At 65.2% G+C, this 19,777-nt stretch carries 22 protein-coding genes and 1 tRNA gene; 9 read left to right on the top strand and 14 right to left on the bottom strand.

Going from position 1 to position 19,777, the window contains the following annotated elements; translation table 11 throughout:
- Positions 1 to 257 precede the first annotated feature (257 nt).
- On the top strand, positions 258 to 752 hold the full coding sequence (locus ACLPJJ_RS08645) for a DUF2244 domain-containing protein (RefSeq protein WP_443590568.1): 495 nt from the start codon (positions 258 to 260) through the stop codon (positions 750 to 752).
- A 3-nt stretch (positions 753 to 755) separates the two neighbouring features.
- Here ACLPJJ_RS08645 and upp read toward each other — a convergent pair whose 3' ends face one another.
- The 3 genes from upp to ACLPJJ_RS08630 are packed head-to-tail and all read right to left on the bottom strand — an operon-like array spanning position 756 to position 3,717.
- Positions 756 to 1,379, bottom strand: a complete 624-nt coding sequence (gene upp / locus ACLPJJ_RS08640; RefSeq protein ID WP_443590567.1) for a uracil phosphoribosyltransferase — start codon at positions 1,377 to 1,379, stop codon at positions 756 to 758.
- A 2-nt stretch (positions 1,380 to 1,381) separates the two neighbouring features.
- Positions 1,382 to 3,016 carry a stimulus-sensing domain-containing protein gene (locus ACLPJJ_RS08635; RefSeq protein ID WP_443590570.1) on the bottom strand — a complete coding sequence of 545 codons (1,635 nt, stop codon included), beginning with the start codon at positions 3,014 to 3,016 and terminating at the stop codon, positions 1,382 to 1,384.
- Complete coding sequence (locus tag ACLPJJ_RS08630) at positions 3,016 to 3,717, bottom strand: response regulator transcription factor (protein ID WP_443590566.1); 702 nt, start codon at positions 3,715 to 3,717, stop codon at positions 3,016 to 3,018. Before ACLPJJ_RS08630 ends, ACLPJJ_RS08635 begins: the two co-directional genes overlap by 1 nt.
- Positions 3,718 to 3,776: 59 nt before the next feature.
- On the opposite strand from ACLPJJ_RS08630, the gene ACLPJJ_RS08625 reads away from it, so the two are divergent.
- Together ACLPJJ_RS08625 and ACLPJJ_RS08620 are read left to right on the top strand one after the other, a co-directional pair.
- The gene (locus ACLPJJ_RS08625) at positions 3,777 to 4,256 is read left to right on the top strand and encodes a pyridoxamine 5'-phosphate oxidase family protein (protein ID WP_443590565.1); all 480 of its coding nucleotides are present in this window, start codon (positions 3,777 to 3,779) and stop codon (positions 4,254 to 4,256) included.
- A gap of 67 nt (positions 4,257 to 4,323) precedes the next feature.
- Entirely contained in the window at positions 4,324 to 5,940 is a 1,617-nt protein-coding gene (locus tag ACLPJJ_RS08620) for a phosphoenolpyruvate carboxykinase (RefSeq protein ID WP_443590564.1), read from the top strand.
- Here ACLPJJ_RS08620 and ACLPJJ_RS08615 read toward each other — a convergent pair.
- The 3 genes from ACLPJJ_RS08615 to ACLPJJ_RS08605 form a co-directional block, all read right to left on the bottom strand.
- The gene (locus tag ACLPJJ_RS08615; protein WP_443590569.1) at positions 5,937 to 6,677 is read right to left on the bottom strand and encodes a TlyA family RNA methyltransferase; all 741 of its coding nucleotides are present in this window, start codon (positions 6,675 to 6,677) and stop codon (positions 5,937 to 5,939) included. The two genes, ACLPJJ_RS08620 and ACLPJJ_RS08615, sit on opposite strands and share 4 nt — an antisense overlap.
- Positions 6,678 to 6,725: 48 nt before the next feature.
- Positions 6,726 to 7,502: a crotonase/enoyl-CoA hydratase family protein gene (locus ACLPJJ_RS08610; protein WP_443590562.1), complete on the bottom strand. Its 777-nt coding sequence runs from the start codon at positions 7,500 to 7,502 to the stop codon at positions 6,726 to 6,728.
- 132 nt (positions 7,503 to 7,634) lie between these two features.
- On the bottom strand, positions 7,635 to 8,597 hold the full coding sequence (locus ACLPJJ_RS08605; protein WP_443590560.1) for an NAD(P)H-dependent flavin oxidoreductase: 963 nt from the start codon (positions 8,595 to 8,597) through the stop codon (positions 7,635 to 7,637).
- A gap of 136 nt (positions 8,598 to 8,733) precedes the next feature.
- Here ACLPJJ_RS08605 and ACLPJJ_RS08600 point away from each other — a divergent pair, with 136 nt between their 5' ends.
- Complete coding sequence (locus tag ACLPJJ_RS08600) at positions 8,734 to 9,186, top strand: acyl-CoA thioesterase (RefSeq protein WP_443590558.1); 453 nt, start codon at positions 8,734 to 8,736, stop codon at positions 9,184 to 9,186.
- 227 nt (positions 9,187 to 9,413) lie between these two features.
- Here the strand turns inward: ACLPJJ_RS08600 and ACLPJJ_RS08595 are convergent, their stop codons facing one another.
- From ACLPJJ_RS08595 to ACLPJJ_RS08580, 4 genes are all read right to left on the bottom strand, one after another.
- Positions 9,414 to 10,187, bottom strand: coding sequence for an SDR family NAD(P)-dependent oxidoreductase (locus ACLPJJ_RS08595; protein ID WP_443590557.1), 774 nt, complete (start codon positions 10,185 to 10,187; stop codon positions 9,414 to 9,416).
- Entirely contained in the window at positions 10,187 to 11,401 is a 1,215-nt protein-coding gene (gene hemA, locus ACLPJJ_RS08590) for a 5-aminolevulinate synthase (RefSeq protein ID WP_443590555.1), read from the bottom strand. The genes ACLPJJ_RS08595 and hemA overlap by 1 nt, the downstream gene beginning before the upstream one ends.
- A gap of 126 nt (positions 11,402 to 11,527) precedes the next feature.
- Entirely contained in the window at positions 11,528 to 11,959 is a 432-nt protein-coding gene (locus ACLPJJ_RS08585; RefSeq protein ID WP_443590553.1) for a CBS domain-containing protein, read from the bottom strand.
- A gap of 59 nt (positions 11,960 to 12,018) precedes the next feature.
- Complete coding sequence (locus tag ACLPJJ_RS08580; protein WP_443590552.1) at positions 12,019 to 12,840, bottom strand: carbon-nitrogen hydrolase family protein; 822 nt, start codon at positions 12,838 to 12,840, stop codon at positions 12,019 to 12,021.
- A 187-nt stretch (positions 12,841 to 13,027) separates the two neighbouring features.
- Here ACLPJJ_RS08580 and ACLPJJ_RS08575 point away from each other — a divergent pair, with 187 nt between their 5' ends.
- The 4 genes from ACLPJJ_RS08575 (at position 13,028) to ACLPJJ_RS08560 (ending at position 15,960) form a co-directional block, all read left to right on the top strand.
- Positions 13,028 to 13,678 (top strand): 50S ribosomal protein L25/general stress protein Ctc, encoded by a 651-nt coding sequence (locus ACLPJJ_RS08575; RefSeq protein WP_443590550.1) that lies wholly within the window; start codon positions 13,028 to 13,030, stop codon positions 13,676 to 13,678.
- 18 nt (positions 13,679 to 13,696) lie between these two features.
- On the top strand, positions 13,697 to 14,281 hold the full coding sequence (gene pth / locus ACLPJJ_RS08570; RefSeq protein WP_443590548.1) for an aminoacyl-tRNA hydrolase: 585 nt from the start codon (positions 13,697 to 13,699) through the stop codon (positions 14,279 to 14,281).
- On the top strand, positions 14,271 to 15,362 hold the full coding sequence (gene ychF, locus ACLPJJ_RS08565; protein WP_443590546.1) for a redox-regulated ATPase YchF: 1,092 nt from the start codon (positions 14,271 to 14,273) through the stop codon (positions 15,360 to 15,362). Before pth ends, ychF begins: the two co-directional genes overlap by 11 nt.
- An 85-nt stretch (positions 15,363 to 15,447) precedes the next feature.
- The gene (locus tag ACLPJJ_RS08560; protein WP_443590545.1) at positions 15,448 to 15,960 is read left to right on the top strand and encodes a YqhA family protein; all 513 of its coding nucleotides are present in this window, start codon (positions 15,448 to 15,450) and stop codon (positions 15,958 to 15,960) included.
- On the opposite strand, the gene proB is transcribed toward ACLPJJ_RS08560, so the two are convergent.
- The 4 genes from proB to rplU form a co-directional block, all read right to left on the bottom strand.
- Positions 15,957 to 17,072 (bottom strand): glutamate 5-kinase, encoded by a 1,116-nt coding sequence (gene proB / locus ACLPJJ_RS08555; RefSeq protein ID WP_443590543.1) that lies wholly within the window; start codon positions 17,070 to 17,072, stop codon positions 15,957 to 15,959. The genes ACLPJJ_RS08560 and proB overlap by 4 nt on opposite strands.
- The gene (gene obgE / locus ACLPJJ_RS08550) at positions 17,069 to 18,070 is read right to left on the bottom strand and encodes a GTPase ObgE (RefSeq protein WP_443590542.1); all 1,002 of its coding nucleotides are present in this window, start codon (positions 18,068 to 18,070) and stop codon (positions 17,069 to 17,071) included. Before obgE ends, proB begins: the two co-directional genes overlap by 4 nt.
- 63 nt (positions 18,071 to 18,133) lie before the next feature.
- Positions 18,134 to 18,403 (bottom strand): 50S ribosomal protein L27, encoded by a 270-nt coding sequence (gene rpmA, locus ACLPJJ_RS08545; RefSeq protein WP_227076598.1) that lies wholly within the window; start codon positions 18,401 to 18,403, stop codon positions 18,134 to 18,136.
- 13 nt (positions 18,404 to 18,416) lie between these two features.
- Positions 18,417 to 18,731: a 50S ribosomal protein L21 gene (gene rplU, locus ACLPJJ_RS08540; RefSeq protein ID WP_443590541.1), complete on the bottom strand. Its 315-nt coding sequence runs from the start codon at positions 18,729 to 18,731 to the stop codon at positions 18,417 to 18,419.
- 189 nt (positions 18,732 to 18,920) lie between these two features.
- Between rplU and ACLPJJ_RS08535 the strand changes: the two genes are divergently transcribed.
- A tRNA-Ser gene (locus tag ACLPJJ_RS08535) sits at positions 18,921 to 19,010 on the top strand.
- Positions 19,011 to 19,777: the final 767 nt, after the last annotated feature.

Genomic DNA, 19,777 nt, shown 5'->3' with positions numbered 1-19,777 from the left:
GGTCCGGATTGCCCGCGGCGATGGCGGTGAGGAAGGCGGGAATATCCGCCCGTTTCATAAGAGACTGCTTCAAAACTCTACTCCGGTGGCCATCTGCGGCGCTTTTCTGTGCTTCCGGTGCTCACGTACTTAACGTACGCTCCGCTCCGGTTCTCGAACAGCGCCGCAGCTGACTCACCAGAGCGAGTTTTAAAACAATCTCTGAGTTTCGGCATCTGGTCCTTGGGGCAAGCGGCACGGTGCACGATGTATGCGGCATGGACGCATCCGCCGCCAAGCCCGCCCCCCGGCTGTTCTTCGAGGCCGATCTCAGGCCGCATCGCAGCCTCTCGCGCGGGGCGCTGCTGGCGGTGCTGGGGGCCATGGCGGCGGGCTCGCTCTACGTCACCACGCTGATGTACTTGCTCGGCGCCTGGCCGGTGATCGGCTTCAACGGCGCCGATCTCGTTTTGGCCGCGCTGCTGTTCTGGCTCAATGCCCGCGCCGCCCGGGCGCGAGAGATCATCCGCCTGGGCGAAGACGATATCGAGATTACCCGCATCACCCCGGCTGGACGCAAAAGCGTGGTCTTCGTGCCGCCGGGCTGGGCACGCGCCGAGTTGGAGGAAACGCCAGGCGCGGTGCCACGCCTCGTCATCCGCACCCCGGCTGAGCGGCTGGAAATTGGCCGCGCCCTGGGAGCGGCGCAGAAGCGCGATCTCGCGGAGGCGATCAACCGGGCGCTCGTCCGGTGGCGCTCGCCCCAGCTCTAAAACCTATTTTGTTCCGAAAAGCCGGTCCCCGGCATCACCCAGGCCCGGGCGGATATAGGCGTGGTCGTCCAGCTGCCGGTCCAGCGCGGCGGTGTAGATCGGCACATCGGCATGCGCGGCCTCGAATGCCGCCACACCCTCGGGTGCCGCGATCAGGCACACCAGCTTGATATGCTTCGCCCCGGCCTCTTTCAGCTTGGTGATGGCGGCTGCTGCGGAATGGCCGGTGGCCAGCATCGGGTCCACCACCACGCAGAGCCGCTCCTCCAGCGCATCCGGCACCTTGAAGTAATACTCCACCGGCTCATGCGTGTCGGGGTCGCGGTACAGCCCGACATGGCCGATGCGCGCGGAGGGGACGAGGTCCAGTATCCCGTCCAGAATCCCCTCACCGGCGCGCAGGATGGAAATGAAGCACAGCTTCTTGCCCTGCACCTGCACCGCCTGCATCTCCTCCATCGGCGTCTCGATGGTGATCGGCTCCAGCGGCAGGTCGCGCAGCACCTCGTAGCCCAGCAGCAGCGAGATCTCCCGCGCGAGGCGCCGGAAATCCCCGGTGGTGGTGTCCTTTTTGCGCATCAGGGTGAGCTTGTGCTGCACCAGCGGGTGGTCGATGACTGTGAGCATGTCTATTCCCCTGCCTTGGGCAATCTTATCACAAAGCGCGCGCCGATGATCTTGCCTTCATCGTCGCGCCGGTTCTCGGCCGAGATGCGGCCCTGGTGCGCCTCCACGATCTGGCGCGAGATGGAGAGCCCGAGGCCCGAATGGCTGCCGAACTGCTCGCTCTGCGGGCGCTCGGAGTAGAAACGGTCGAAGATGCTGTCCAGCTTGCCATCGGGAATGCCGGGGCCTTCATCCTCCACCGCCAGCTCGATCATCCCGCCGGTCTCGCGCCCGCGCAGATAGATCTTCGCATCCGGCGGGGAGAAGGAGATGGCGTTGCCGATGAGGTTGCGCAGCACCTGCACGAGGCGCGTCTCCGAGCCGCGCACGAAGAGCCCCTCAACCGGCGCGTCCACCTCCATGAAGGGGCTGCCCTCCTTGCGTGTGGCATCATGGATTTCGGCGAGCGTCGCCAGCATCCGCGCCATGTCCACGATCTCGTACCTGGAGCGGGAAAGTTCAGAGTCCAGCCGGGAGGAGTCGGAAATATCGGTGATCAGCCGGTCGAGCCGCTGCACGTCCTGGTTGATGATGGCGAGCAGGCGCGAGGCCCGGGCCGGGTCCTCCACGCGCGTCAGCGTCTCGATGGCGGAGCGGATCGAGGAGAGCGGGTTCTTGATCTCGTGGCTCACATCGGCGGCGAATTTCTCGATCGCGTCCATGCGCGCCCAGAGCGCCTGGGCCGAGCTTTCCAGCGTGCGGGCCAGGGTGCCGATCTCGTCGTTGCGGCCAGTCACGGCCTCGGGCAGCTTCTGCGCCCGGGCACGGCCTTCGCTCATGCGCTCCGCCGCGCCGGCCAGGCGCGAGATCGGGCCGGCAATGGTGCGGGAGAGGTAGAAGGACACGATCACGGTAAGCCCCAAAGCCAGGGCGAACAGGCCGAGGATGGAGATCCGCACCGCCAGCACGGCGGAATCCACTTCGCTCGCCTCGCGCGTCAGCAGCACTGTGCCGATCACCTGCTGGCTGCGCTCCACCGGCTCGGCCACAGTGATGAGCAGCAGCCCCTCGGCATCGCGGCGCACGAAGGGCGCTGCCTCCTGGCCCGGCGTGGCGGAGGTGAGCTGCAGCACGGTGCGGGCATCGGGCTGCCAGCCCAGCGTGTTCGGGTCCTGCCCGGCGCCGGAGCCGGCCAGGCCGGACTCGTCCTCGGTCCCGGTCACCGAGCCGGAGAGATGGTCGTAGATGAAGCCGACCACCCGGCTGAGGAAGCCCGGCGGCGGCGGGGCGGCGAGCGGCTCGGTGATAATCGCCCCGCCCGCGCCGGGATGCACGCGGGAATTGGCGATCAGCGTGCCGTCTGGCCCGTAGATCAGCGCCTGGGCGTTGGGGGTGGGCTCGGTGAGCGAGTACAGCAGCGGCTGCGCTTGGTCAGGGTTCACCGACGGCTGGCCGTTATTCACCTGCACCGCCGTCTGGGCGACGGCTCCGGCATAGATGCGCGCCTGCTCGCGCAGGGCGGAGACTTCCGCCGCCAGCAGCCCTTGCTGGTATTGGTCAAGATACAGCAGCGCCGCGAAGATCAGCGCCAGCGGCAGCAGGTTGACGAGAAGGATGTCGCGCAGCAGGCGCGAGATGCGGGGTTTGCGGTGCAGGATCAGGCGTCCTTGTAGCGGTAACCGATGCCGTAGAGCGTCTCGATCTGGTCGAACTCGCCATCGATGTTGCGGAATTTTTTGCGCAGCCGCTTCACATGGCTGTCGATGGTACGGTCATCCACGTACACGTTCTCGCCATAGGCGGCGTCGATCAGCTGGTCGCGCGACTTCACCATGCCCGGGCGCTGCGCCAGCGCCTTCACCAGCAGGAACTCGGTGACGGTGAGCTGGATGTCCTTGCCCTTCCAGAGGCACTGGTGCTTGGTCTCGTCCAGCGTCAGGTCGCCGCGGGTGAGCACGCTGGCGGGCGCTGCGCCGGTGGCCTCGGCGCGCGTGCTGTCGTGCCGGCGCAGCAGGGCGCGGATGCGCTCCAGCAGCAGGCGCTGGGAGAAGGGCTTGGTGATGTAGTCATCCGCGCCGAGGCGCAGGCCCATCAGCTCGTCCAGCTCGTCATCCTTGGAGGTGAGGAAGATCACCGGCATCTGCGAGCGGGCCCGCAGCTTCTGCAGCAGTTCCATGCCGTCCATGCGCGGCATCTTGATGTCGAGCACCGCGAGGTCCGCCGGCTTGGCCAGCAGCGCCTGCAGGGCGGATTCGCCATCGGTATAGGTACGAACCTGGAACCCCTCCGCCTCCAGCGTCATCTGCACGGAGGTGAGGATATTGCGATCGTCGTCGACCAGGGCGATTGTGTACTTCATCTGTTCCGGAACCTATGCTTGGCTTTGCGGCCTTTGTGGCTTCAGGGAGTGACCGGATTATGGCAGCAAATCAAGAGGCTTTGGCCGAAGCCGCCGCACTCCTGCGCGGCGCGCGCGTTGGCACGCTGGCCACGGTGCATGAGGGCATGCCCCATGCCGCGCTCGTCACCCCCGCGCTGGATGCCGATGCCCAGCCCATTCTCCTGCTCTCCACGCTTGCCGTGCATACGCGCCAGCTCAAGGCCAACCCGGCCTGCGCCCTGCTGGTCACCGGCGCCGCCGTGACCGAGAACCCGCAAACCGCCCCGCGTCTGTGCCTCACGGGCGAGGCGCGGCTCATCCTATCCGAACGGGTGCGCGCGCGCTTCCTCGCTGCGCACCCCTACGCGGCCCAGTATGTGGATTTCGGTGATTTCGGATTTTGGAAAGTTTTTGTTCATGAGGTCCAGTATATTGGAGGATTCGGGCGAGCGATGCGTTTGAATTTTGCCGCATTGCAGCATGAAATTTCTCTACATCGACCCTCAGGATATGGTTGATGCCGCGCTCCCGCCTGCTTATGAAGGCTAGGTAGCTCCGTCTGCGAAACAACAAGAGGACACGTCCGTGACCCATCTGACCTCCGCCACTGATCCGCGGGACGCCAAGGCTCTGTCCGGCACCGGCGTGCGCGCCACCGCGCCGCTGCATGCCAACCTCACCGCCCCGGCGCTCGTCGCCCACTCTCTGCGCAAGGGCGAGGGCCGCCTCTCGGCCGATGGCGCGGTCATCGTGCGCACCGGCATCCATACCGGCCGCTCGGTGGCCGACAAGTTCGTGGTCGATGAACCCGACACAACCGGCGATGTCTGGTGGGGCAAGATCAACCAGCCCCTGCCGCGCGAGAAGTTCGAGGTGCTGAAGGGCCGCGTGCAGGCTTACTTGCAGGGGCGTGAGCTGTTCACGCAGGATGTCTATGCCGGCGCCGATCCGGCGAACCGCATCCGCGTGCGCCTGGTCACCACCGGGGCCTGGCACGCGCTGTTCGCCCGCAACATGTTCATCCGCCCCAAGGCCGAGGAGCTGGCCGGGTTCGAGCCGGATTACGTCATCTTGCACGCGCCTGACTTCCAGGCCGACCCGGCGCTCGACGGCGTCCGCTCCGGTACCGTCATTGCGCTCTCCTTCGCCGAGAAGGTCATCGTCATCGCCGGCACCGAGTATGCGGGCGAGATCAAGAAATCCATCTTCACGGTGATGAACTGGATCCTGCCCGAGCGCGGCATGCTGCCGATGCACTGCTCGGCCAATATCGGGCCGGATGAGGATTCCGCACTGTTCTTCGGGCTCTCCGGCACCGGCAAGACCACGCTCTCCTCCGACCCGACCCGCCGCCTGATCGGCGATGACGAGCATGGCTGGGGCCCGCACGGCGTATTCAATTTCGAGGGCGGCTGCTACGCCAAGGTCATCGACCTCTGCCAGAAGAACGAGCCCGAGATCTGGGCGGCGGCACACCGCTTCGGCACCGTGCTGGAGAACGTGGTGGCGGACCCGCATGGCCGTCTGGACCTCACCGACAAGACCTTCACCGAGAATACCCGCGCCTGCTACCCTGTGGAGTTCATCCCCCATGTGGAGCTCTCCGGCCGTGGCGGCACGCCGCGCAACGTGGTGATGCTGACGGCGGATGCCTTCGGCGTGCTGCCGCCCATCGCCCGGCTCACCCCGGCCCAGGCCATGTATCACTTCCTCTCGGGCTACACCGCGCGCGTGGCGGGTACCGAGAAGGGCCTCGGCGCCGAGCCGCAGGCCACCTTCTCCACCTGCTTCGGCTCGCCCTTCCTGCCGCGCCACCCGCAGGTCTATGGCAAGCTGCTGCAGCAACTCATCAAGGAGCACGGCGTCTCCTGCTGGCTGGTGAATACCGGCTGGACCGGCGGCGCCTATGGCGTGGGCAAGCGCATGTCCATCGCCCACACCCGCGCCCTGCTGCGCGCCGCCCTGGCCGGTGAGCTGGACAATGTGAGCTATCGCATCGACCCGTTCTTCGGCCTCGCCACCCCCGAGTGTGTGAACAACGTGCCGGACGAGGTGCTGGACCCGCGCTCCGCCTGGGCCGACAAGGCGGCCTATGACGAAGCCGCCAGGGCCCTGGTGCAGCGCTTCATCGACAACTTCGCCAGCTTCGCCGAGCATGTGGACGAGGACGTGAAGGCTGCCGCGATCAAGGCCGCCGCCTAAGCGCTTTTCACCGCGCCGATCAGGAACTCGATATTGCCTTCCGGCCCCTTGATGGGGCTGGGGGTAATGCCCAGCACGCTCCAGCCGGGCAGGGTGGCGAACCAGGCCTCGATGCGCTGGCAGACTTCCTCATGCACCGCCGGGTCGCGCACCACGCCACCCTTGCCGACCTGGCCGGGCCCTGCCTCAAATTGCGGCTTGATCAGTGTAATGGCGAATGCCCCCGGCGCGCAGAGCGCCAGCCCGGCGGGCAGCACGGTTTGCAGCCCGATAAAGCTGGCATCGCAGACCAGCGCGCCGATCGGCTCGGGGATGATCTCCGCCGTGAGATGCCGCGCATTGGTCTTTTCCAGCACCACTACGCGCGGGTCGGAGCGCAGCTTCCAGGCCAGTTGGCCGTGCCCGACATCCACGGCATAGACCTTGGCAGCGCCATGGGTGAGCAGCACATCCGTAAACCCGCCCGTCGAGGCTCCGACATCCAGGCACACCCGGCCCTCGGGGCTCAGGCCGAAATGTTCCAGACCATGCGCCAGCTTCACCCCGCCGCGCGAGACCCAGGGATGGTCCTGCCCCTTCACGGAAAGCTGCGCGTCATCGGGCAGTATGTCGCCGGGTTTGTTCACCCGCGCCGTGCCGGCATAGACGAGCCCGGCCATGATGAGCGCCTGCGCCTTGGCGCGGGACTCCACGAGGCCGGAATTGACGAGCATGAGATCGGCGCGCTGCTTGGGCATGATCAGCCGGGCATAGTCGATCCGCGCCCCGGGCTCAAACACCCAGTATCAATCCCCAAACACCGGCGTGCGGTTCTCCAGCGCCGCGGCCCGGGTCTCGGCATGTTCGGGGGAGGTGAGCAGCGCCTCCTGCTCCGCCGATTCAGCCAGCAATAGCGCTGCTGCGTCGGCCGGGGCGTTGAGCAGGCGCTTTGCCGCGCGGATGGCGGGCGGGCTCTGGCTGGCGATATGCCGGGCCAGGGCCATGGCCTCGGCGCGCGGGTCGGCGGCCAGGCGTGTTACCAGTCCGAGCTTTGCGGCCTCCTCGCCCAGGAATTTGCGCGCGGTGTAGATCAGCTCGCGCGCCACGTCGTCGCGCACGAGGCCGCGCAGCAGGGGGAAGCCCGCCATGTCCGGCACGAGCCCCCAATGCATCTCCATCACCGAGAATTGCGTCTCGGGTGCTGCGATGCGGATATCCGCGCCGAGCATGATCTGGAACCCGGCGCCGAAGGCAAAGCCGTGTACCGCGGCAATGACCGGCACCGGCAGTTGCCGCCAGCCCCAGGCGGCGTGCTGGTAGATGTTCGCAGCGCCTTGGGTGCGGACGCTCAGGTTTTTCGGCTGCGGGTGTTGCTGCAGGCTGTCGAGGTCCGCCCCGGCGCAGAAGCCGCGCCCCTCGCCGGAGAGAACCACGCAGCGTAAGCCAGGCAGGCGGGTCAGCCTGGCGGTCATGCCGGCGATCGCCTCGAACATCTCGTAATTGAGCGCGTTGATTTTATTGGGCCGGTTGAGGCGGATATCCGCCACCCCGGCCGCGATGCTGGCTGTAATCAGCTCCGCCATGCCACTCCCCTTGTCTGCGTTGGCCGCATGTTACGTGTCTCGGCTGACCGCAGGTTGGATTGTTACACGCTTAGTTTCAATCCCTATCTTGCGCGGGGGAGAGGCATACCTGATTCAACCTTGGCGCGTATCTCAGCCCTCGCTCGCCAGCCTAGCCAGGGCCGCCTTATACTCGGTGGCGAGGCGCTCGATCAGCTTTGCCGCGGGCACCACCTGCTTGACCGCGCCGATGCCCTGGCCCGCGCCCCAGACGTCGCGCCAGGCCTTGGCATCGCCCGCCGCCTTCTCCACCTTTTCCACCTTCTCCATCATCCGCATGGTGCTGGCCCCGGCGGTGGTGAGCGTGGCCGGGTCGATGCCCGCCGCCACGATGCTGGGCAGCAGGTAGTTGCCGAACACACCGGTGAACTGGCTGGTATAGACGATGTCCCTGGAGGCGCCTTCCACAATCATCTGCTTGTAGGCCTCGTTGGCACCGGCTTCCTCGGTCGCGATGAAGGCGGAGCCGACATAGGCGAGGTCCGCCCCCAGGGCCCGTGCCGCCGCGATGGCGTTGCCATTGGCGATGCAGCCTGAGAGCGCCAGCGGGCCGCTGAACCATTCGCGGATCTCCTGCACCAAAGCGAAGGGCGAGAGCGTGCCGGCATGCCCGCCCGCACCGGCAGCCACGGCCACCAGCCCGTCCGCCCCGCGCGCGATGGCCTTGTGGGCGAACTCGTCGTTGATGATGTCGTGGAACACAATGCCGCCATAGGAATGCACGGCCTCGCTCACCTCGCGCACGGCGCCCAGCGAGGAGATGACCACCGGCACCTGGTACTTCACCACCAGATCCAGGTCCTCCTGCAGCCGGGGATTGGTCTTGTGCACGATCAGGTTCACCGCGAAGGGCGCGTCCTTGTCCGTCAGCTCCCGGCGCAGCTGTTGCAGCCATTGCTCCAGAGTGCCCGAGGGCCGGGCATTGAGCGAGGGAAACGAGCCGACCACGCCCGCCCGGCACTGCGCGATCACCAGTTCCGGACGTGAGACGATGAACATCGGGGCCGCGATGACGGGGACGGAGAGACGGCCCCGGAAGACGTCAGGCATGGACATGTTGGTTTCCTCTTATACTTCGTAGGCATACATAATTCCTTGTGTCGACCCCGCCGTAAAGAGCTGGTTTTGACAGCCGCCCGCACCCGGCCATACTCTTCTTGCAAAGGTCAACGACCAGGGGAGTACGGAGGCTATGGCACTGCAAGACGATCCGGCGCGGCTGGACATCGCCAATTATCCGATGCGCTACACCAGCCGTGTCCTGTTCGCGGACATGGATGGCTTCCGCCATCTCAACAACGTCGCCATCGCGCGCTTCTTCGAGGAAGGCCGCGCCGCGTGCATGATCGAGGCGTTCGGCGTGGACTGCATGCTGAACCCGCGGGACGGGCGCATCATGCTGTTCGCCTCCGCGGTTATCGACTACATTGCCCAGGCCTATTATCCGGGTGAAGTCGAGGTCGGCACCGCCATCCTGCGGGTTGGCAACTCCTCTTTCCAACTCGGTCACGCGGCCTTCCAGAACGGCAAGTGCTTCGCCCTTTCCAATGGCATCCTGGTCAACTCCCTGCACGGCAAGGCGGAGCCGCTGACCGGGGAGGAGCGGGCGGTGCTGGCGCGCTTCGCCTTCGGGGACGGAGGCTAGAGCAATATGCGTTTAGCTTGAACCAGCTTGGTCAAGCTAAGCGCATGAAATTGCTCGCTCAAACTTAAAGCTAGAGCATTCAGTTAAAAGCTGAATGCTCTAGTCGTGTGCGCCGAGAGTTCCTTACAAAATCCGCTGGGCCGAGCTGAATGGTACCGTTTTTTGAGTACCGGAGCGCAGAAATGCGGTGCCAGGCGGCCGGCATAGTAGGGTTTTGAAAGGGATTCTTAGATAACCGGGGTGGTCACGCCATCCATGCCAATGGTGACACCGCTGACATAGCCGGCGCGGTCCGAGGCGAGGAAAACCGCCATGTTGGCGATGTCCGCCGGGTCGGCCATGCGGCCCAGGCCGATATTGGCGACGGCGCGCTCCAGTGCCTGCGCGGTGGTGATGCCCTCGCTCTGGGCTTTGGTTTCGAGAAAGCTGGTGACGCGGCCGGTGGCCGTAAGCCCCGGGTTGAGGCCGATGACGCGCACGCCCTGGCGGCCATAGGCGGCGGCCAGCCCGGCCGTGGCCAGCATCAGTGCGGCATTGGCGGCACCGCCCGCGATATGTACCGGGTTGGCGACCTTGCCGCCATTGCCGATGATGTTGACGATGACGCCGGACCCGCGCGCGGCCATGGTTTTCACCACCGGGTCGATGACGTTGATGTAGCTGAAGAATTTCGCGTCCATGGCGGTGCGCCACAGGGCGGGGGTGAGGTCTTCGGGCACGACGCGTTTCGCCGCCCCGGCGCTGTTCACCAGCACGTCCAGCGGGCCGAGTGCCGCCTGCGCCTGTTCCAGAATGGCGGCAGCTTCCTCGGCATTGGTCAGGTCGGCGGTGAAGCCAATGGCGCCGGGCAGGTCCTTCAGCGCGGCGTCGATATTCGCCTGGGCACGCGAGCAGATGGCCACACGCGCGCCCTCAGCCAGGAAGGCCTGCGCGCAGGCGAGGCCGATGCCCTTGGAGCCCCCGGTGACGAGGACGGTTTTGCCGGTGAGGCCGAGATCCATCAGGCCGAGGCGGTCTCGGCCGGTTGCAGGATCTGGCAGAGTGCCGCCACCAACTCGTCCATCATCGCATCGGTATGCTTCGGCCCCGGGGTGAAGCGCAGACGCTCAGTGCCGCGCGGCACGGTGGGGTAGTTGATGGGCGTGGCGTACATGCCGAACTCGCGGATCAGCCGCATGGAGATAGAAGTCGCCTTCGCGGCATCGCCGATCATCAGCGGCACGATATGGCTGGTGCTGGCCATGACCGGCAGCCCGGCGGCCTTGAACTTGGCCTTCAGCGTCTCGGCGCGGTTGAACAGCAGCGCGCGGCGGGCATTGTCGGCCTTCAACGTGCGGATGGAGGCGAGCGCCGCGGCCACGGTGGGCGGGGGCAGGGCGGTGGTGAAGATGAACCCGGCGGCGAAGGAGCGGACATAGTCCAGCACCTTGAAATCGCCGGTGATGTAGCCGCCATGGCAGCCATAGGCCTTGGCGAGCGTGCCCTCGATGATGGTGATGCGGTTCGCCACGCCGTCGCGCTCGGAAACGCCGCCGCCATGCGGGCCGTACATGCCCACGGCATGCACCTCGTCCAGGTAGGTGAGGGCGTTATACTTGTCGGCGAGGTCGCAGATCTCCTTGAGCGGCGCGATATCGCCATCCATCGAGTACACGCTCTCGAAGGCGATCAGCTTCGGCGCATCTTCAGGTGCTGCGGCCAGCAGCCGCTCCAGATCCGCCATGTCGTTATGCTTGAAGACTTGCACCGTCGCCTGACGCGCGCCCTTGATGCCGACGATCATGGAATTGTGGTTCTGCGCGTCGGAGAACACATGCCAGTCGGGCAGGGAGTTGAGGATGGCGGTCAGGCTGGCTTGGTTGGAGACATAGCCCGAGGTGAAGAGCAGCGCCGCGTCCTTGCCGTGCAGGTCGGCGAGTTCTTCCTCCAGCGCCACATGCAGCGGCGAGGAGCCGGCGATGTTGCGCGTGCCGCCGGCACCGGCGCCGTAATGGCGGGCGGCGTCGATAGCCGCCTCGATGACCACCGGGTCGGTGCCCATGCCGAGATAGTCATTGGTGGACCAGACCAGGATGTCCCTGGTTTTGCCCTCCATGGTGACGCGGTAATAGGGGAAGGTCTCGACCAGCTTCTCCAGCGCCACGAAGCGCCGGTAGCGCCCCTGTGCGGAGATTTCGGCGAGGGCTTCATCGCATTTGGCAAGAAACTTGTGCATCTGATCCGGTAAGTCGCTGGAATGACGCCTAGAAAAGCGCGCAGGCCGCTCGAGTCAATGACTTACATCAATCGTCTGGGTTGAGCGTGGCGGGATGCCGGTGCTGCTCACCAGCATCCCGTTGTTTCACGCGCGGCCGGTCACGTAGGTGCGCAGCGAGTCCACCTCGTGTTGGCATTGGTCGATGCGGGCCTTCACCATGTCGCCAATGCTGACGAGGCCGGTGAGGATGCCGTTATCCAGGATCGGCAGATGGCGGAAATGGCCGTTGGTCATTAGCTCCATCGCCTGCTCCACCGAGGTTTCCGGTGTGGCGGTGGTGGGGTTGGGCGTCATCAGCGCTGCCGCGGTCAGGTCCAGCGTTTCCTGGGCGTGTTCAACCAGGCTGCGGACAATGTCGCGCTCGCTCAGCACGCCGACGAGGTGGCCGCTATCGAGCACCAGCACCGCGCCGATGCGGCGATCCGCGAGGATGGAGAGTACGGTGGTGATCCGGGCCTCCGGCGGGACTGAAATATACCCGGACGGCTTGTTGGACAAAATCTGCCTGACATTCATGGCTATTCCCCTTTTCGCCCCAATATGGGGCGGGCGAGCGCCATGGTGCAATTATTAATTTATTTCGTTTCCGCTAATGAGCCGTACAGTTCCGGGCGGCGGTCCTTGAAGAACGGGTCGGCCGCGCGCACGGCGGCGAGATGCGCGGGGTCCACCTCGGCAAACAGCATCTCCTCGCCCAGCCCGGCCATGGCCAGCACCACGCCGTTCGGGCCGCAAATGCTGGAGAGGCCGACGTAAGAGAGGCCGTCATCCTCGCCGGAATGGTTGGCGTAGGCGGTGTAGAGCTGGTTCTCATAGGCGCGGGCGGGCAGCACATGGCGGGCTACCTGCTCGTAGGGCTGCATCTGCGCCGTGGGGATGAGCAGGATATCCACCCCGGCCAGCGCCAAGCGGCGGGCGGGTTCGGGGAACTCGATATCGTAGCAGATCAGCAGGCCGATCTTCAGCCCGTGCAGCTCGGCCACCGGGAATTCCGTGCCGACGGCCTTGAACATGGCGCGGTCCAGATCCCCAAACAGATGCGATTTGCGGTAGTTGAGCAGGATCCCGCCATTCGGCCCGATGAGCACGGCGGAATTGGCGACCTCTTCGCCCACCTTCTCCGGGTAGCCGAAGGCCAGGGCGATATTGTGGGCCTTGGCAATCTCGCGCGCCGGGGCAAGGCCCTCCGCCGTCACGGCCTGGGCCTTCGCCTGCTCAGGGCCGATATTGTAGCCGGAGAGGAACATCTCGGGCAGAAGCAGAAGCTCCGCCCCCTGGGCCCGGGCCTCCTGCGCCTTGGCGGCCATGAGGGCAAAGGACGCGGGGATGTTGTTGATGAGGCCGGGGCCCTGGTAGAGCGCGATTTTCATGAGGCGGAAGCTTAGATCAATATGCATTTAGCTGGAATCCTCAGATTTCAGCCAAACGCATGAAATTGATCGCCAAACATATAAGCTGGAGCGTTCATCTAATTAATGAACGCTCCCAGCGGCGGCGTGCTTGTTGAAAAGTGCCGGGAAAGCGGCTAAACCCCGCCCGCCGGCACCCCTGGAGGCCGGCTTTTGTTGTTTGTAGGAGCGTAACATGGCCAATTTTGAAGCTATCGAGGCCTTTGCGCGTCCGCGTGCCGGCAAGGGGGTGGCGCGGGCGACGAGGCGTGAGGGCAAGGTGCCCGCCGTTATTTATGGTGCGAAGCAGGAGCCGTCGCTGATCGCGCTGGACCCGCGCTTTGTGCTGCGTGAGCTGAAGCGCGGCGGCTGGCGCTCGCGCCTGTATGAGATTTCCGTGGACGGGCAGAAGAGCCGCGCGCTGATGCGCGACGTGCAGTTCCACCCGGTCACCGACCAGCCTGAGCATGTGGACTTCCAGCGCCTCGCCGCCGGTGAGCGCGTGCGCGTGGCCGTGGTCGTCAGCTTCCTGAACGAAGCCACCTGCCTGGGCCTGAAGCGCGGCGGCATGCTCAACGTCGTCCGCCACAAGGTGGAGGTCGAGGTCGACCCCGACCACATCCCTGAGAAGTTCGAGGCCGATCTCGCCGCCCTGGACATCAACGACACCATTCGTTGGCATGACCTCCTGGGCACCGAGAACTGCCAGCCGGTGATCCTGGGCCGTGACTTCGTCGTCGCCACCGTGGCGCCGCCGACCGTCTCCGCCGAGCAGCTGGCCGCTGAGGCCGCCGCCGCCGCCGCCGCTGCCGCCGCGAAGGGTGGCAAGGGCGCCAAGAAGAAGTAACGCAGTACCTGCCGCGCCATGCTGCTTTGGGTTGGCCTTGGAAACCCGGAACCGGGTATGGCGCGGCAACGCCACAATATCGGCTTTATGGCTGCCGATACGATCGCGCTCCGCCATGGGTTCGGCCCGTGGCGGTCGCGTTTTAAGGGGCAGACCGCCGAGGGGCGGATCGGCACCCACAGAATTTTGCTGCTCAAGCCGATGACCTACATGAACCTCTCGGGGGAGTCGGTGCATGAGGCAGCTTCCTTTTATAAGGTGGAGCCGGCCGGCATCACCGTGTTCCATGACGAGCTGGACCTAGAGCCCGGAAAGATCCGGGTGAAGAAGGGCGGCGGCAATGCCGGGCATAACGGCCTGCGCAGCATGGACAGGCATCTGGGCACGCCGGAGTACTGGCGCGTGCGCTTAGGCATCGGCCACCCTGGCGACAAGGCCCGCGTGACCGGGCATGTGCTGGGGGATTTCGCCAAGGCCGACCAGCAATGGCTGCTGCCCTGCCTGGATGCCGTGGCGGATAACGCCGGGCTGCTGGCGGATGGCAAGCCGGAAGATTTCATGACGCGCATCGCGCGGGTAACGGAGCAGAAGCATGGGGTTTAATTGCGGGATCGTGGGTTTGCCGAATGTGGGCAAGTCCACCCTGTTCAACGCGCTCACCGCCACGGTGGCGGCGCAGGCGGCGAATTATCCGTTCTGCACCATCGAGCCGAATGTCGGCCGCGTGGCGGTACCGGACAAGCGCATGGAAAAGCTGGCCGAAGTCGGCAAATCCGTGAAGGTGGTGCCGACCAGCCTGGAGTTCGTGGACATCGCCGGGCTGGTGCGCGGCGCCTCCAAGGGCGAAGGGCTGGGCAACCAGTTTCTCGCCAATATCCGCGAGGTGGATGCCATCGTGCATGTGCTGCGCTGCTTCGAGGATTCCGACGTGACGCATGTGGAGGGTTCGGTGGACCCGATCCGCGATGCGGAAACGGTGGAAACCGAGCTGATGCTGGCGGACCTGGACAGCCTGACCAAGCGCCTGCCCGCGCTGCAGAAACGGGCCAAGAACGACAAGATCGCCGCCGCCGATGTGGCGCTGATGGAGCCAATTGTCGCCGCACTTGAGGCTGGCAAGCCCGCGCGCACCGCCATCCCCAAGGGCGAGGAAGAGGCGGTAAAGCGGCTCAACCTGCTCACGGCCAAGCCTGTTCTGTACGTGTGCAATGTCGAGGAGGCATCCGCCGCCACCGGCAACGCGCAGAGTGCGCGCGTGGCCGAGATGGCCAAGGCGCAAGGTGCGGCTTACGTGGTGGTTTCCGCCGCCATCGAGGCCGAGGTGAGCCAGCTGCCGGAGGAGGACCGCGCCGGGTTCCTCGCCGATCTCGGCCTGGAAGACAGCGGGCTCGATCGCGTCATCCGCGCTGGGTACGCGCTGCTCGGGCTCATCACCTATTTCACCGTGGGCCCGAAGGAGACCCGCGCCTGGACCATTATCAAGGGCACCAAGGCGCCGGGCGCGGCGGGCGTCATCCATGGGGATTTCGAGCGCGGCTTCATTGCGGCCGAGACCGTCGCCTATGAGGACTACATCGCCTTCAAGGGCGAGTCCGGCGCGCGCGAGGCGGGCAAGCTGCGCATCGAAGGCAAGGAATACGTCGTAAAGGATGGCGACGTGCTGCTGTTCCGGTTCAACGTGTAACCGCGTCTGATTTAGCAATCAATTTCACGCCTTGGGATGGAAGAAGGCGATTCCATCCGGAGTCGTATTGATCTAGGGTCGGGGCATGACCCTAGCCCGAATCGTTGAGGCCTTTCTCTTCGGCGGACGCTGGCTGATCGTCCCCGTCTACGTTGCCATGCTCGGCCTGCTGGCCATTCTGGTGACGTATTTCATCGGGGAGCTTGTGCATGCCATCCCCGATTTGCCCCGCTATAGTGAGAATGACCTGATCATTCTCACCCTCTCGCTCATCGACCTGTCGCTGGCCGCCAATCTGGTCGTGCTCGTAACTCTCTCGGGCTACGAGAATTTTGTCCGCAGGATCAATCTCGTCGATCATGACACGTGGCCGAAAGGGTTGGTCGCCGTCGATTTCTCCGCGCTGAAGCTGAAAACTCTGGCTTCCGTCACCGTGATCGCGGCCGTGCATCTGCTGCGCAGCTTCCTGGAGATCCGCACGGAGAACGATCGTGATCTGCTCTGGCAGGTGGTGATCGTGGTGACGTTCGGAGGATTGTCTCTGCTGTTGGCGGCGACAGACAGGCTTAGCGCCGCCAAGAACCACAACAGTCCCTAGAACAGCACCAGATCGTCGCGGTGGATCATCTCATCGCGGCCGCGGAAACCCAGCAGCGCCTCGAAATCCTCCGAGCGGCGGCCGGCGATGATTGCGGCATCGGCGCTGGAATAGGCGGCGAGGCCACGGGCGATGTGTGTGCCATCCTCGGTCAGCACCTCCACGGGGTCGCCACGCTCGAAACTGCCGGTAACAGCCTTGATGCCAGCGGGGAGTAGGGAGGAGCCGTTCTCAAGCGCCTTGGCGGCGCCAGCGTCGATGGTGAGCGTGCCCTGTGGCGCCAGATGCCCGGCGATCCAGCTCTTGCGGGCTGAGCGGCCCTCGGGTGCGGCAAGGAACCAGGTGCACTTGCCCCCCCGGGAGATGGCGGCGATGGGATTCGGCCGGTTGCCAAGCGCGATGGCCATGGCGCAGCCCGCCTGGGTGGCGATGCGCGCAGCGATGAGTTTGGTCTTCATGCCGCCCGACGAATAGCCGGGTGGCGGCTCGCCGCCCATGGCGTCGATTTCCGGGGTGATGACCGGGACCACGGGGATATGCGAGGCTTCCGCGTCCTTGCGCGGGTCGGCGGTGTAGAGCCCGTCGATGTCCGAGAGCAGGAGTAGCACATCAGCCTGCATCATCTCGGCCACGCGGGCGGCCAGGCGGTCGTTGTCGCCATAGCGGATTTCGGCCGTGGCAACGGAGTCGTTCTCGTTGATGACCGGGATGCAGCCGAGCGAGAGCAGGGTGGAGAGGGTGGCGCGGGCGTTGAGGTAGCGGCGCCGGTCCTCGGTATCGTCCAGCGTGATGAGCAGCTGTGCTGCGATGAGAGATTTCTCGGAGAGCGTCGCCGCCCAGGCCTGGGCCAGACGGATCTGCCCCACGGCGGCGGCGGCCTGCTTCTCGTCCAGCCGCAGCTTGGCGCCGTGCAGCCCGAGCTGGCGGCGGGCCAGCGCGATGGCTCCCGAGGAGACGACGATGATTTCAGTCCCACGCCCGGCCAGCGCCGCGATGTCCTCGACCACGCCGCGCAGCCACTCCGTGCGCGGAGCGGCGGTGGCAGGGTCCACGATCAGCGCGCTGCCGATCTTGATGACAATCCGCCTGGCCGTGGCCAGCGAGGGGATCATTTTTTCCGCGCCTCGTTGATGACATTCTGCAGGGCGCGCAGCACTTCGGGCACGCCCTCGCCAGTGACGGCGCAAATCCCCATGACCTTGGCGCCGGAGGCCTTGGCCAGTGCGGCCCGGCGGGAGGTGTATTCGCGCGGGGTCATCGCGTCTGTCTTGTTCAGCACGACGATCTCGGGCTTGTCCGCCAGGCCGCCGCCATAGGCTTCCAACTCGTGGCGGATGGTGCGCCAGGTATCGACCACATGGCCGGCGGCACCGTCGATGAGGTGCAGCAGCACGGCGCAGCGCTCGACATGGCCGAGGAAGCGGTCGCCCAGGCCCGTGCCTTCATGCGCGCCTTCGATCAGCCCGGGGATGTCGGCGAGGACGAATTCCTCCGTCATGGACAGCCGGACCACGCCAAGCTGCGGGTGCAGCGTGGTGAAGGGATAGTCGGCGATCTTCGGGTTGGCGCCGGAGACAGCCTTGAGGAAGGTGGACTTGCCGGCATTCGGCAGGCCGACCAGCCCGGCATCGGCGATGAGCTTCAGGCGCAGCCAGCACCAGCGCTCCTCGCCCGGCCAGCCTTTGTCCGCCCGGCGCGGGGCGCGGTTGGTGGAGGTTTTGAAACGGGCATTGCCGAAGCCACCATCGCCGCCCTTGAGCAGCACGATACGCATGCCGGGCTTGTCGAGGTCCGCCAGCATGGTCTCGCGGTCATCGTCGAAGATCTGCGTGCCGATGGGCACCTTGATGACCAGCGGCGGGGCGCCAGCACCCGTGCGGTCCGAGCCCGCGCCGTTGCCGCCCTTTTTGGCCTTGAAATGCTGGGTGTAGCGGAAGTCGATCAGCGTGTTCAGGTTCTCGACGGATTCGAACACGATATCCCCGCCGCGGCCGCCATCGCCGCCGTCGGGGCCGCCGAGCTCAATGAATTTTTCACGCCGGAATGCGGTGACGCCGTCGCCGCCATCGCCGGATTTGATGAAGATTTTAGCCTGGTCGAGGAATTTCATGAGTGTGCTCCAACAGAAAAGGCCGGCTTGAGGCCGGCCTTGCTGCGGAGATATCCGTGCAGATTATTCGGCGGCCAGCTTGACCGGGGCGACCGAGACATGAACCCGGTCATCCGCCTTGCGCTCGAACAGCACGGTGCCGTCGGTCAGGGCGAAGAGGGTATGGTCACGGCCAACGCCGACGTTCGCACCCGGCTTAACCTTGGTGCCGCGCTGGCGGATGATGATGTTGCCGGCAATAACGGCCTGGCCGCCCGCCTTCTTGACGCCAAGACGCCGGCCAGCGGTATCGCGACCGTTGCGGGACGAGCCGCCTGCTTTCTTATGTGCCATGTTTCAGTGCTCCTTACGCCGCGTTGATGGAGGACACGCGCAGCACGGTCACGTGCTGACGATGGCCGTTCTTGCGGCGGCTGTTCTGCCGGCGGCGCTTCTTGAAGATGATGACTTTGTCCAGGCGGTCCTGGGCAATGACGGTGGCGGTGACGGTGGCGCCGGCCACCACGGGGGCGCCGAGCTTCAGAGAGCCCTCGCCGCCAACGGCCAGAACGTCGGTAAAGGTGACCGTGCTGCCGGCTTCCGCCTCCAGCTTCTCAACCTTCAGCACCGCGTCGGGCGTGACACGGTATTGTTTGCCGCCGGTGCGGATGACTGCGAACATGGTACTAAAAATCCTGTATCGACAAAACGTAAGGACGCGGCCAAGAAAAACCCAGCCGCGAGAGTGGCGCGTTATAGCCGGGCTGGGGCTGGTGTCAATGCGGATTCGTGACATGGGCGGGTCAGAAAAGCTGCGGGACTGTTGCTCAGCGGACGCCCGCCGCTTATAAGCCCACCGCAGCGTCCCCCCGGAGAGGTGCCAGAGTGGCCGATTGGGGCAGTCTCGAAAACTGTTGTGGGTGCAAGCCTACCGTGGGTTCGAATCCCACCCTCTCCGCCAGCGACCTCCTTACACCGCAATCGCCGGCGCCCCATCGCAGGGCAAAAATCTGGACAACCTGCCGCTCCGGGGTGGGTCCAACGGGATGCCGCCTCGGCTGCGTTCTACCAACCGGCGCCGTGAGGCCCTTGGTCGGCGGTGATCCCCGAACAAGCCGTTCATTACGACATGCCAATATCCACCGAGCGGGGGATAAGCCTGTGGACTTGCGATGTATCCATTAACATCTGCCGCTATCCGCCTATATCGGCCGCAATTTTAAGCGGCCCCGCCGCACCCCGCGTGCCGCCGGTGGCGTTGGATACCACCGGTATTTGGACGGTATAATTTGCTCGCCGCCTGTTGATTGTGGGGAGCGTTGTACCCCCGCACGGCAAAATTTCGCCTCAACGGGGATAAATCGACAAATCGGCGAACGGGGGACGGTTTTGCAGGTCTCCCAATCCAATATGTGGACAAGTCAATCGCAGACCTTTGAACAAATAGCCTATGGCCTGCTGTTCCCTGTGGATAACACTGTGGATTCAAATCAAATTGGGTTAATACCCGTTGTCCACAGCATAACTACAACCCCCCCTTAATCTTTTAAACTAAAAGAGATTATGTTTAGCCGACGGGGACAAAGCCGCCCGCCAGGCTCTGCGCCGGGCCAGGGAAGCGCGGCGGCGCGTTGTGTTCACGCCGCCGCAGGCAGGGTCAGGTACCGCATAGTCCCTTAAGCTGGCTGCCGACACCGGTGGTGATCGGCACGCCGGTATTAATCAGCG

Origin of the sequence: Acidocella sp., from assembly GCF_052326845.1 — a bacterium.
Lineage (GTDB): Bacteria > Pseudomonadota > Alphaproteobacteria > Acetobacterales > Acetobacteraceae > Acidocella.
Note: the sequence above shows the minus strand (reverse complement) of the source record. Positions and strands in the feature narration are given on the sequence as shown.